We start from the raw sequence: 13,638 nt of genomic DNA on the forward strand, positions 1-13,638 counted from the left end.
AAAGCATGTTTCCTATATTGAAAACAGACCGACTCATTTTAAGAGAACTTACCGAAGAAGATGCACCGCGTATACTACAATGCTTTTCTAATACTAATGTACTGCGCTATTATGGCCAAAAACCGTTACAAGATATTGATCAAGTGAAGCAAATCATTCATAATTTTAAGTTGAGTTACAATGCAAGAAGCGGTATAAAATGGGGAATCGAATTAAAAGACACGAAAGAACTCATTGGTACCATTGGTTTTCACGATTGGTCTTCTGAGCATAAACGAGCCAATATAAGTTATGCCTTTTTGCCTGAACACTGGGGAAAAGGATATGCGACTGAAGCTGTTTCTGAGGTTATATCATACGGTTTCCATACGATTCATTTAAAGCGGATTGGAGCAATTGTATTTCTTGAAAATGAAGCTTCCAATAAAGTACTATTAAAATTAGGCTTTGAAAAAGAAGGCGTTCTAAAAAATTATATGTATCAAGATGATGTCCCATATGATACGAATTTTTACGCTTTATTGAAATCGGTTTAATAGAATTCATGTGTAAAAAACCTTACTTTTAAAAAGTAAGGTTTTTTGTATTTATTCATTAGCAATATAAGCATTCTTATAAGTATAAATACCACCAAATTGATGCTTTTCAATTCCTTTTACATAATCCTTTTGTACATATGCTGAGCCAATATGATAAAGCGGCGCTACCGCAGCATCTTCTAATAATACCTGCTCGGCTTCTCGCAACGCTTCCCATCGGTTTTCCGTATCTAGTACAAAATCCGTTTTCGCTTTCTTTATTAATTCATCGTAATGAACATTAGAATAATTCATTTTATTATTCGGATTCCCTGTCGTAAATAACTCTAAATAACTAATTGGGTCTTTATAGTCAGGTCCCCAATTTGCCATAGTTATATCGTAATCACCTGCTTGTTCTAACTGTAATTTTTGCTTAAATGGCTGTTGTTTAATTTGTATCGTGAGTCCTTGCAAATTCTTTTCTAAATCACCTTTTATATATTCTGCCATCCGTTTTGCATTATCTTGTTCAAACGTTAAAAACTCGAGGTTTACTTGCTCTACTTCAAGCTCTTTTTTTGCTTCTTTCCAAATCTTTTGCGCATTTTGCAAATCATATGAAGAAAGATCTCCGTTTTCTTTTCTAAAATCTTTACCGGTCACTTCATTTACATGACCAACTGGTACAAGCCCACTTGCAGGCTTTGCTCCGTTATTAATAAAGTGAGCAACGAAATCATCTTTATTTAACGCTAATGAAATAGATTGACGCACCTTTTTATTTGCTAACGCGGTATTTTTTTCATTAAAACGAAGCATGGCAATTCCAGGATCACTCGACATATGTAATTCCTTATTCCCTCTATACTTGTCTACAATTTGCGAATTAATAGGTACTCGATCCAAATCTCCGGCTTCATATAAATTTACAGCTGTCATTGTATCCTTTACGATATGAAAGTTTATTTCGTCTAATTTCACTTTCTTTCGATCCCAATATGCAGCATTCTTCTTTAATTGAAACTCTTGTTCATGCTTCCATTTTTCTAATACAAATGGCCCGTTATATATGAGATTACTAGGTTCCAATGCATAATTGTTTCCTTGTTCTTTCAAAAATGATTCATGCTGTGGTAAGTATATAGGTAGTGCTAACAACTGTAAAAAATACGGAACTGGCTGTTCCAGTTCAACTTCTAACGTATAATTATTTATTGCTTTAACCCCAAGTGCATCAAGAGGCATTGTTCCCTTATTAATCTCTTTCGCATTTTTCACATAAAAGAGCATGTATGCATATTGAGATGCCGTTTCAGGGTTAATTGCACGTTTCCATGCAAATATAAAATCATTTGCTGTTACATTATCTCCATTTGACCATTTTGCATCTTTACGCAAGTTAAATGTATATTTCTTACCATCTTCACTTCTTTTAAACGATTTTGCTACTGCTGGAGTAGGCTGATCTTGATCATTTAATACATATAACCCTTCAAATATGTTTTGCATAACGTGTGCTGATGTACCATCCATCGTTTTCGCAGTGTCCAGAGAAGGAATTTCTTCTGATACTGTTACATTTAACACTTGTTTTTTAACCTCTGTATCACTTTTATTCGCTTTATTATTACAAGCTGTTAATAATAAAGATGTAACAAGTGCCATTACCATTAAATGGCTCTTTTTTCGCTTCATGAGTTGTTCTCCTTAAGTATAAAATATTATAAAGCGTTATATATTATAGCAGAAATATGAACAGAAAGATGCGACATTCTTTTGAATATTTATTCGTTCAAGAAAAAAGCTATCCTTTTAAAAGGATAGCTTTTTCAACTGCCACATAATTAGTTATCTTTGCAAACCTCGTTTATAACGACTTGCTTCAAATATAATACGCTCTTCATCTAACGTTTTACATTCGCCATTCCAAACGACACGTTTTCCGTTAATAATTACATCGCTTATATCTTTTCCACTAGCAGCATATACAAGGTGTGATAACACTTCATCCGCTGGTTGTAAATGAGGCTTATTAGACGGATCAATTGTAATGAAATCAGCACATTTTCCAATCTCAAGTGATCCTGTTTGTTTCATCCCGATTACTTCAGCAGCTCCTTTTGTCGCAAGTGTAAGAGCTGTTTCAACTGGTAAAGCTGTTGCATCTTGGTGAATACCTTTTTGTAGTAAAGTCGCTATGCGCATTTCTTCAAACATATCTAAATTATTGTTAGATGCAACACTATCTGTTGCAATTCCTACTTTTATTCCTGCTTCTAGCATCGCTTTTACATTCGCTATACCAGAACCTAGTTTTAAATTACTATTCGGATTATGAGCTACTCGAACGTCATTTTCTGCTAAAAATGCACGCTCATCTTCATTTAATACTACACCGTGTGCAATAACTGTTGGGCGTTTAAACAATCCGCAGCTCGCTGCATATTCTACTGGACGTTTTCCATATTGTGCTTCAATATCACGTACTTCACGCTCTGTTTCAGAAAGATGGATATGAACCATCGTTTGATTCTCTACTGCAATCCGTGCGCACTCTTCTAACAATTCTGTACTACATGTATATGGACTATGTGGTGCAACCATCGTCGTTAACATGCCACTTTCGTTATAGTAACGCTTCACATATTTCTCAGCTTCTTCAATCGCTTTCTTTTCATCGTCTTTCGTTCCGAAGCTAAATAAAGTCCTTGAAACAGCAGCTCGCATCCCGCTCCTTGATACCGTTTCCATAATTGCGTCTTGATCTACTCCAATTGGATTAAACATGTCAGAGAATGATGTTGTACCACTTTTCACCATCTCAAGTAATCCTAATTCCGTACTAGCGACCGCAATTTGGGGAGTAAATTGACTTTCCAGTGGCCAAATTCTCGTCTCAAGCCACGGTTGTAATAACATATCATCGCCAATACCTCTTAGGAGACTCATTACAACGTGTGTATGTGTATTTACAAGCCCTGGTAAAACCCACTTTCCTTTCATATCAATTACTTCATCTACTTCAAAATCATTAGCGAATTCTCCGCTCTTTACATCTATAATTTGATCATTTTCTACAATGATATATCCATTTTCTATCACTTCGTTTTGTTCATTCATCGTTACAATTGTAGCGTTTACATAAGTTGTTTTCAAAAGTATTTCCCCTTTCAACTCTATGAAGTTCCCTTTAATAAGTTACCACCATTATAGTAACTTATTAAAGATTAAGAGTCAAAAGATAATTTTAATTCTTTCGTTATTTTTCCCTTCAAAATGCTATATTGTTTTTCATTTGTATCTGCAAATGCTTCTTTCCGATTTGATTCCACATCCATATAATTCAATTTCCCATTGAATTGAGTCTCTGTAAAATCAAATCTCTGCCCATCTATAAAGTTATAAAAGTGCCATACCTCTCTTACTTTTGTCTTTTTAATTTCTCCTCCATATATGTCTTGAACGACTAGAGCCGTTACACCACACTGTCCCTTTGCTGGGTTTTCAATTGTCCACTTTGAACTCGTTTCAATCGACCACGATTTTATTAGTGCTTCATATATTCTTTTTTCCTTTACATCATCCATTCTAATCTTCCCCTACTATTAATAGTTTTACACATCATATTTCAAAAGAGGCAGTACACGACCCTTAAAGACAGTTGATGGTGTCTCTCCTATTAACTGTGCCCCCATTTTCAAGTAATATCCTTTTGCATTCGGATCACTATCAATCGTAAAACTTTTTAATCCTAGTTCATTGGCTTTTTCTATTACGTACTCCCAAAGTATTTTCCCGTAACCTTTTCCTTTGTAATCAGGATGAATGTACAAGAAATCGAGAGCTTTATCATTACGTAAAAATGAGAAAAAACCAATCTTCGCATTATCGTTTTCTAAAACATATACAAAATTATTTTTTATGTATTCTTCTGTAATTGTTAAATCTTCCTTACAAGCAAGTATGAATTCTTCACTATAATCCCACGTTGCTTTTGATTGTAGTGCGAATTCACTTAATTCATTTGCTTCACTTAATAACGCTTCTCTTATCTTCATGATTCTTTCTCCTCACCTTCAATATGTAAACTACTAAATTGATTCGGAAAGCACTTCAAAAAACCTTTTTTTTCATAAATTAGAGGTTATTTTTATAAATCTTTATTATAACCAGTACAATTTTTTTAAAGAAAAAGAACACCATCCCTAAAAGTTGGTGTTCTCTTTTTCTAAAATTTAATCTTCAAACTCACTCATTCGTTTTACTATTTCGTACGATACAAACCTATACAGTTTCTACTACCGCTTCAAGCATTGTTCCATTTTTAGCATAATTCGTATGCCAAGAAAAAGCTTTTTCTAAAATATGAGGAGTTTGTCCACCTCTTGTTTTTGCTTCTTCGTAATAAGCACGTAGTTGATCACGATACATTGGATGTGCGCAATTCTCAATAATAAGTTCCACTCTTTCTCTTGGCGCAAGTCCCCTTAAGTCGGCATACCCCTGTTCAGTAACAATAACATCTACATCATGTTCAGTATGGTCTACATGAGAAACGAAAGGAACAATACTTGAAATGTTACCACCTTTCGCAATCGATTTAGTAACAAAGATAGCTAGGCGTGCATTTCTTGCAAAATCACCAGACCCACCAATTCCATTCATCATTTTTGTACCTAAAACGTGAGTAGAGTTAACATTTCCGTATATATCTAATTCTAATGCAGTATTAATTGAGATTAATCCAAGGCGACGAATGATTTCAGGATGATTGGAAATCTCTTGCGGACGCATCATTAATTTGTCACGATATTTTTCAAAGTTAGAAAATACTTGTTGCATTTTCTCTTCAGAAAGCGTGATAGAACAACAAGAAGCAAAATTGACTTTTCCAGCATCCATAAGATCAAAAACTGCATCTTGTAAAACTTCAGAATACACTTCTAAATCTTCAAATTCTGAATCTAACATTCCATGCAATACTGCGTTAGCAACTGAACCAATTCCTGATTGTAACGGCGCTAAACGATTTGTTAATCGCCCTATTTTAACTTCTTCTCGAAGGAATTCTATTAAATGCTGTGCCATAATGACCGTTTCTTCATCCGGAGGAACAATTGTCGATGGCGAATCCAATTGATTCGTAAACACAATTCCCTTTACTTTTTCAGGATCAATTGGAATACCGATTGTTCCAATTCGGTCATCTGTTTTCACAAGCGGAATTGGAAGCCTCTCCCCTTGTTTACCTGGTTCATATAGATCATGTAGTCCCTCTAATTGCGTGGATTGAGCCATATTCATTTCAATAATAATAGACTTAGCATTTAAGGAAAACGCTAAGGAATTTCCAATTGAAGTGGTTGGAATAATCATTCCGTCCTCTGTAATCGCAACCGCTTCCAAAATAGCGAAATCTATATCCAGAACGTCAGCGCGGAGTAACTCTGCTGTATGAGATAAGTGTTGATCCACAAATAAAAAGTCTCCGTTATTAATTCCTTTTCGCATCGTCGCGTCAGCTTGGAAAGGTAATCTTTTCCCTAAAATTCCTGCCTCAGCAAATAATTTGTCTACATCCGAGCCTAAAGAAGCCCCAGTATAAACATTTACTTTAAAAGATTCATCATTCTTAACTCGGTTTACAAGCGCAAATGGGACTGCTTTTACATCACCTGCACGTGTAAACCCACTTAAGCCTAAAGTCATTCCACTTTGAATCCAGGAAGCTGCTTCTTCAGGTGTAACTACCCGATCTTTTAGACGTTGATCTCTGATTCTATCTAAATTATTCTCCATATGTAATCCCTCTCTCATTGAATATTCATAATTATTTTACACATTTACACTATCAAAATAGGGATTTTAGTATACAATAACGAAAATTCAGACAGAACAGCAAATTTAGGTTCTAAAGCAGAAAAATTTAGAATCCTAGAAGCTTACGGAAATAACTAGCGTATGATTGACTAACTGGTACTCTCTCACCATTATCCATCGAAAGTACAAAAGTAGAATGGGTATCAGGATAAATCGCTTTAATATGATTAACATTTACAATAAACGAACGGTGACATCTAATAAATGAATCTTTAGGAAGCAAGTATTCGAATTCTTGCAGAGAGTATTTATGTGTTCCTGATAACTCTTCTGAATTCACATACGTCTTTTTATCTTTAGCCTCTAAATACATAACCTTTGAAAAAGGAACTGGAATCCAGCCATCTGTTGTTTTTAAAGTAACGACTGACTTTCCATCCGTTAAAGCTGGATAAATTGCCGTTACGCACCCTTCAAGCTTTCCATTGTTTGAAAATGGTACAGCCATTCCATGATAAGGAATACCAAAAACATCCCGATTCATAAACTCAGATGTTTTTTGATTCATCACCATCGCTTTATGAGCAATCGTTCCTTCCTTTATAGGATCCCCAGCGCTAATCTTTAAATCAATTCGTTTACTTGGCCGATAGTAAATATATTCTTTCGTATTCGAAACAGCAATTGAAATTTCATCTGAAAATAATTCACCAACAACATCTAGTAATAAACCTAATGTTCTATCTTCCATTCTATTAACACCTCATTCACTATTATACTACTATTATGAACAGGCATCTGTTTCTTTATAAATAGTTTGATTTTAAATTATTTTTAAAATTAGTTTTATTCACTATTACTTCGTTACTACAAAAAACCTCACTTCAGAAAAGTGAGGTTTCCTCTCATACAATATTTCTTTATTTTTTTAACGACTCTAGAATAAGATTTATTTTTTATTAAGTAAAGTAAATTTAAGAATTTATTGCCCGTATTTCTGTAAAATAAATAATCTCAAACTACAAACAGTTTGGGATTATCTTTCTCATTTATTATGCGCATCTAACCACGAAATTAAATCTTTAAATACTTCATCCTTATTTACTTCATGAAACATTTCATGTCTACCATTTTCATATAAACGTAGTGTCACGTCTTTCACACCACATTTTTTATAGTTTTCATATACTTCTTTTACACCTTTCCCCATATCGCCAACAGGATCACGATCACCAGAGAATATATGTATTGGAAGATTCTTTGGCGTCTTCTTGTATTCTTCTAGTTTATTTACTTCTAATACACCAGAAAATAATTCTCGGTAAAAACTCGTCGTACAAATGAAACCACATAACGGATCCGCAATATATTTATCAACTTGATTATTATCTGAAGATAACCAATCAAATTTTGTACGATTTGGCTTAAAGTTCGAATTGAAGTTTCCGAAAGATAAAAAGTTTAACATTGGACTTTTCGTTTTTGCCCCGCGCAACTTCATTTCGATTGTTGCTACTTTATGACCAATAACTCCTAAAAGCCCTGGATTTCCACCTGTTCCTGAAATCAGAAATCCATCATATAATTCGCCTCTAAGTTGTACAGCACGTCTTGATAAAAAAGAACCCATACTATGTCCAAGTAAAAACAAAGGACTTGACTGCTCTTCTTTTATCCTTTCTGAAACAAAGATAACATCCGATACAACTTGATTCCACCCTATATTTGGTTCAAAATGACCATAATCTTCTTCTTTTTTTACTGTTTTCCCATGTCCTTTATGATCATGCGCATAAACACCATACCCTGCTTCCAATAAAGCATCCACAAATTCTGTATACACCCCTGCATGCTCTGTCATGCCATGTGCAATTTGAATAATTCCTCTCGGATCTCCTTCTGGTAACCACTTACGCAAATAAATTTCCGATCCATCCAATGCCGTAACGAAACTTTCCTGTACATTCATTTCGTCAGCTCCCAACTCTATTATGTATACCTTTAAGAGAAATGAATATCCATTCACTTTTCTTATTTTATATTATATGTAATTGCTTTCATTATGACAAATGATGTATTTTTCAGACTTGCTTTCAAACTGATCTCTTGACGAACCGAAAATAAAATTATATAGTTACTTACATAAAGTAACTATATAATTTTTAGGAGGTTTCTACTATTATGATGCCATCATTATTTTTAGCACATGGTTCGCCTATGCTCGCTATTCAAGATACAGACTATACACGATTTTTAAAAACACTTGGAGAAACATATAAACCGAAAGCAATTGTTATTTTCACTGCTCACTGGGAAAGTGAAGTATTAACGATTTCCTCATCAGATAACGAGTATGAAACAATTTATGATTTTGGAGGTTTTCCCCCTGAGTTATACGAAATCAAATATCGTGCGAAAGGCTCTTCTAGCATTGCATCTATGTTAGAAACAAAATTTAAGAACAAAGGTATTTCAGTCCATCATAATATGACGAGAGGTTTAGATCATGGTTCATGGACACTCCTGCACCGCATGTATCCAGAAGCAAATATTCCTGTCGTGCAAATATCAGTCAATCCATTCCTTTCTGCAAAAGAACAATTTGAAATTGGAGAAGCACTTAAAGGACTCGGACAAGAAGATATTTTAGTAATCGGGAGTGGTGTTACCGTCCATAACTTACGAGCTTTGAAATGGAATCAAACTACACCTGAAAAATGGGCAATTGAATTTGATGATTGGATTATTAAACATATGCAGCATAACGATAAAGATGCATTGTTTAATTGGGAGAAAAATGCTCCTCATGCACAATTAGCAGTACCAAGAGCAGAACATTTTGTTCCTTTATTTATCGCTATGGGAAGTGGTGAAAATAGCGGTGAAGTCATTCACCGTAGTTATGAGCTTGGTACATTAAGCTATCTATGTCTTAAATTTTAAAGAAAAGGATGAAGCAATCATTGCTTCACCCTTTTTTTATTCACTAAGTTAACTAACTTCCAAATGTTGTTTCTCTGATACCTCTTCGTTCTTATTATGAAAATAAACCCAGATACACGCAATAAATAATAGTGATGATGTAGAGAGGAAAACATATTGGAAGCCTGCATGTGCTGCAATTTGCCCCCCGAGCACTGGACCAATCATATTTCCTAAAAACTGAAATGATTGATTATATCCAAATATCCGTCCCGTAACATGGGTTGGTGTATGTTGTTTTAGTAGAGTTTGTACGGAAGGTAATAATCCTGCTTGTGCGATACCTAATAAAAATCGAAGAATTAATAGTTGCCAAGCTGAGGTTACAAATGCTTGCGGGATAAAAATAATTCCTGCAGCAAATAACGCTACAACTAACGTTTTTTGAGGACCGATATGATCTGATAATCTTCCTAGTCTTGGTGCTGCCAAAATAACGGCTAATCCTGTTGCTGACATAACTGCTCCCGCAATTGTTTCAATATGTGCAGTATGAGGACCTACTAAATTTTTCACGTACAATGTAACAATTGGTTGAACTGACATATTAGCAAGTTGAATAATAAATGTTGTTACAAATAAACTAATAATTAAATGCTTCGCTGAGACCATCGTCCATACTTTTTTCGGCTGTGTTTTTTTTGCTTGAGCAGAGTGATTTTCTTCATGCAAGAAGAAAAAAACGATAAGAAAGGAAAGGAATAAAAAAGCTCCTGTAACAAGAAAGACATGACGCATTCCAATTAACTCAGACAAATATCCACCAAGTAATGGACCAAGTAAAGAACCGCTCACGCCACCAGTTGAAATTGTAGAAATTGCCCAACCTGAATGTTCTTTCGGAGTTTCTGCTGCAATAAATGTCATTGCGGTTGAAAGGAAACCAGATACTGCTCCCATTAAAAATCTTAGTGCGACTAATTGATATACATCCGTTACAAACCCCATAAGCGTCATAATAATCGCCATACCGAGGCTAGCACGAATAAGCATCAGTTTCCGTCCATGTATATCACCAAGCTTTCCCCATATTGGCGATACGATCGCACCCATTAAAAATGTTACACCAAATGCAAGTCCCGACCACTGTGCAATACTTGAAGTGCCAGTTACTCCTAATTCCTCAATATAAAAAGATAAGAAAGGAATTACTAAACTCATACCGGCTGCAGTGGTAAAACAACCTAGCCAACAAATCATTAAATTTCGTTTCCAGCTGGCCATTTTCACACCTTCTTTCTTTAGATACCCATTCTACACCCTTTCTTGTAAAAAGTTTAGTAATTTGCTTTTTATGCAAGATTTACTACAAAACCCGCTATTTTCTAGTAAAAACCACTACATCTCTACATCATTTTCATAATAAAACCAACTCCTCTATATGAAGTTGGTTACTTATTATCTATCGGTATTAAACGAGCATTACAATTTCTCTCGTAAAACTCAATGGGACCTGCTTGTCCAATAATCGCATATTCATATCCATCTTGCTTCATATTATATAAACAATGATACAATAATTCTTTTCCTACACCTTTCACACGATTTTGTTTCGCTATGCCCATTGAACCAAACAATCCTTTCTTTCCTCTCACTACATCGTAACAGACGAAACCAACTATTACTTCCTCCTGCTGTGCAATATAGATAGGTAACTTTTCATTATATGTCCGAAATCCGTAATCAACCGACTGTAACCACCGTTCACCAAATTCAGCCGCCACAAATCGTGATAACTTATCAAAATCAGAAGGACTAGCTCTTCTTACATGACAAAATAATGTATTATAAATAGATTTAAAACTATTTAAATCAACCGCTAAGTCTCTCGGTACAGCTGTAATACGTAATATATCTTTTTGCATTTGTGTATGTATAAATTCACCAATATCTGTATCTACACGAAATAATGCATACATAACATGTCCTTCATTGATTACTACTTGCTGAAAGCGTTCCATACGTTTCTTCGCTATTTGTAAAATTTCTATCGCCTTATAAGATAGTTTATATTGCCCTATTTTTTTATACTCTTGATGATGTAAATCGAATCGTTTTCGTAACGAAAGTTTTTCTAAAAAATCTGGACCGACTTTATGAAACAAATACATAAATAACTCAGCGCAAACTCCTGTACCTTCTTTACACATACCTATGAACAGATGGACTGGTTGAATTATGTTATACTCACTCTCTTCTGCTGCAATCTCCAATATTTTATGCACACGTTTTGTAAATTGAAATTCCTCCATATGTGTTTCCACCCTCTACTAATTTACTAACAAACCGTAACCATAAATAATTGAAACAATTACACCTACTACCAATATACCTGGAAGTAAATTTGCCACCTTGATTTTAATAATACTAAGCAAGTTCAATCCAATAGCAGATATCATAATGCCGCCCGTAGCCGTCATCTCCACTATAAATTGGTTCATTAATTCTTCCGGGACAAAACTATTAATTTGTGTTGCAAAAACTGCAATACCACCTTCATATAAAACAACTGGAATCGCCGAAAATACTACGCCAATTCCTAGAGTTGTCGTTAATATAATAGAAATAAATCCATCGATAATTGCCTTGGTAAATAAAATATTATGATTTCCGCGAATCCCACTGTCAAGTGCACCAAGTATCCCCATCGCACCAAGTGCAAAAATTAAAGTAGCTGTTACAAAACCTTCTGATATGCTTCCTTTCCCCTTCGATCCAACTTTATTTTCTAGCCAATCCCCTAAATTTTTTAACTTTTCTTCTAATTGTAACCATTCTCCAATTACCGTACCAATCACTAAACTCAGTATGACAACAAGAAAGTTTTCACTTTTTAATGCCATTTGAAGCCCAAGCACAGTAACCGCTAAACCGATTGCATGCATTATCGTTTCTTTCATACTTTCTGGAATCCTACTAAATAATTTACCAAGTAAAGTACCAAATATAATGCAAATTCCATTTACAACTGCTCCTAATATAACCATTTCTCATTCTTCACCCTTCGAATTCTTTATTTCTATATTTTGGTTTATACATTGATTTACAGGTTATCTATATGTTAACTTAATATTGAGAATATTAACAAATGTTTTCCACTACATAACCCGCTGTTTTTTTGTAACTTTAATTACCTTTAATAGATTCATTGTTAATTTAATTGTGGGATAATATTAAAAGGGAAGGTATATATGAAAACTTTACTAAAACGATTTTTGTTAATAGCCTTTTTCATTACACCGATTGTTTTATTAATCAATTACTCTTTTATTTCAAAAGCAAAAGACAAACCCGATTTACAAAACAAATCTAGTAAAACCGCTTCAAAAAGCGAAAAGAAAATAGAAGACCAAGAAATCACACTCACCTTCTCTGGTGATACAATGTTTGATTGGCAATTACGTCCTATAATCGAAAAGAATGGGGCTGATTACCCATTCCAACATGTAAAAGAAGAAATAAAAAAAGCTGATATTTCTTTTGTGAATTTAGAATCGGCATTTACAACGAAAGAAAAGAAAGCACCTGGGCAACTGTTTTGGATTAAAAGTGATCCATCTACACTACAAGCTATTAAAAACACTGGATATGACATCGTAAATATTGGGAATAACCACACACTTGATTATGGGCAAGATGGATTATTAGATACGATTTCTCACGTAGAAAAATTAAAGTTCCCTTACATTGGAGCCGGAAAAAATGCGAAAGATACATATACAGCACGAGAAATGACCGTAAAAGGGAAAAAGTTTAAATTTCTTTCCTTCGTTCGATTTATGCCTGATTCTAATTGGGTAGCTGGTGAGAATAAACCTGGCGTTGCGAATGGCTATGATTTAAATCTTGTAACAAAAACAATTAAAGAACAAAAACAAGATGCAGACTATTTAATCGTCTATATGCATTGGGGCGTTGAAAAATCAAACCGTCCGGTAGAATACCAAAAGCAATATGTACCTAAAATGGTTGAAGCAGGAGCTAACGCGATTGTCGGAAGCCATCCACATTGGTTACAAGGGTTTGAGTATTATAATAAAGTTCCTATCGCTTACTCATTAGGTAACTTTTTATTCCCAAGTTATGTGAATGGAAAAAGCGCCGAAACTGGCGTATTAACTTTAACTTTTAAAGGAAAGGATGTCCAAATGTCATTCAATCCTTATATCATTCGCAACAACCAAGTTTCCCCTGTAAATGAGGAAGAAAAGAAAAAAGCTCTTCAATATTTACAAACAATTTCAACTGATGTAGAAATTGATGATACAGGGAAAATAAAAAATAAACGAAACTAGACAGCTCAAGATCTATTTCT

General features: G+C 34.5%; 13 protein-coding genes. 3 read left to right on the top strand and 10 right to left on the bottom strand.

The features are described from left to right. Nucleotides 1-5 precede the first annotated feature (5 nt). Nucleotides 6-536 carry a GNAT family N-acetyltransferase gene (locus tag AU379_RS14715; RefSeq protein ID WP_000483972.1) on the top strand — a complete coding sequence of 177 codons (531 nt, stop codon included), beginning with the start codon at nt 6-8 and terminating at the stop codon, nt 534-536. Nucleotides 537-587: 51 nt separating this feature from the next. Here AU379_RS14715 and AU379_RS14720 read toward each other — a convergent pair whose 3' ends face one another. From AU379_RS14720 to AU379_RS14750, 7 genes are all read right to left on the bottom strand, one after another. Next, on the bottom strand, nt 588-2,216 hold the full coding sequence (locus tag AU379_RS14720) for a peptide ABC transporter substrate-binding protein (RefSeq protein WP_000823520.1): 1,629 nt from the start codon (nt 2,214-2,216) through the stop codon (nt 588-590). A 153-nt stretch (nt 2,217-2,369) separates the two neighbouring features. Next, complete coding sequence (locus AU379_RS14725) at nt 2,370-3,695, bottom strand: bifunctional S-methyl-5'-thioadenosine deaminase/S-adenosylhomocysteine deaminase (protein WP_002004854.1); 1,326 nt, start codon at nt 3,693-3,695, stop codon at nt 2,370-2,372. Nucleotides 3,696-3,748: 53 nt separating this feature from the next. After that, nucleotides 3,749-4,108: a hypothetical protein gene (locus tag AU379_RS14730; protein WP_061139442.1), complete on the bottom strand. Its 360-nt coding sequence runs from the start codon at nt 4,106-4,108 to the stop codon at nt 3,749-3,751. Between the two features lie 27 nt (nt 4,109-4,135). Next, nucleotides 4,136-4,579 carry a GNAT family N-acetyltransferase gene (locus tag AU379_RS14735; RefSeq protein ID WP_000701894.1) on the bottom strand — a complete coding sequence of 148 codons (444 nt, stop codon included), beginning with the start codon at nt 4,577-4,579 and terminating at the stop codon, nt 4,136-4,138. 226 nt (nt 4,580-4,805) lie between these two features. Continuing rightward, nucleotides 4,806-6,320: an acetyl-CoA hydrolase/transferase family protein gene (locus AU379_RS14740; protein ID WP_000429821.1), complete on the bottom strand. Its 1,515-nt coding sequence runs from the start codon at nt 6,318-6,320 to the stop codon at nt 4,806-4,808. Between the two features lie 127 nt (nt 6,321-6,447). Then, nucleotides 6,448-7,092, bottom strand: coding sequence for a LytTR family DNA-binding domain-containing protein (locus tag AU379_RS14745; protein ID WP_000390207.1), 645 nt, complete (start codon nt 7,090-7,092; stop codon nt 6,448-6,450). A 294-nt stretch (nt 7,093-7,386) separates the two neighbouring features. Then, nucleotides 7,387-8,310: an alpha/beta hydrolase gene (locus AU379_RS14750; protein WP_001102587.1), complete on the bottom strand. Its 924-nt coding sequence runs from the start codon at nt 8,308-8,310 to the stop codon at nt 7,387-7,389. 212 nt (nt 8,311-8,522) lie between these two features. Between AU379_RS14750 and AU379_RS14755 the strand changes: the two genes are divergently transcribed. After that, entirely contained in the window at nt 8,523-9,284 is a 762-nt protein-coding gene (locus tag AU379_RS14755; RefSeq protein WP_000982910.1) for a class III extradiol ring-cleavage dioxygenase, read from the top strand. Between the two features lie 48 nt (nt 9,285-9,332). On the opposite strand, the gene AU379_RS14760 is transcribed toward AU379_RS14755, so the two are convergent. The 3 genes from AU379_RS14760 to AU379_RS14770 form a co-directional block, all read right to left on the bottom strand. Beyond that, nucleotides 9,333-10,547, bottom strand: coding sequence for a multidrug efflux MFS transporter (locus AU379_RS14760; protein ID WP_061139443.1), 1,215 nt, complete (start codon nt 10,545-10,547; stop codon nt 9,333-9,335). 167 nt (nt 10,548-10,714) lie between these two features. After that, nucleotides 10,715-11,575, bottom strand: coding sequence for a GNAT family N-acetyltransferase (locus AU379_RS14765; RefSeq protein WP_061139444.1), 861 nt, complete (start codon nt 11,573-11,575; stop codon nt 10,715-10,717). Between the two features lie 18 nt (nt 11,576-11,593). Beyond that, nucleotides 11,594-12,310: a DUF554 domain-containing protein gene (locus AU379_RS14770; RefSeq protein WP_061139445.1), complete on the bottom strand. Its 717-nt coding sequence runs from the start codon at nt 12,308-12,310 to the stop codon at nt 11,594-11,596. A gap of 204 nt (nt 12,311-12,514) precedes the next feature. Between AU379_RS14770 and AU379_RS14775 the strand changes: the two genes are divergently transcribed. Further along, on the top strand, nt 12,515-13,618 hold the full coding sequence (locus tag AU379_RS14775) for a CapA family protein (RefSeq protein ID WP_000854542.1): 1,104 nt from the start codon (nt 12,515-12,517) through the stop codon (nt 13,616-13,618). The last annotated feature ends 20 nt before the right edge of the window (nt 13,619-13,638 follow it).

The sequence above is a fragment of the Bacillus sp. JH7 genome (assembly GCF_001563515.1).
GTDB classification, from domain to species: domain Bacteria; phylum Bacillota; class Bacilli; order Bacillales; family Bacillaceae_G; genus Bacillus_A; species Bacillus_A cereus.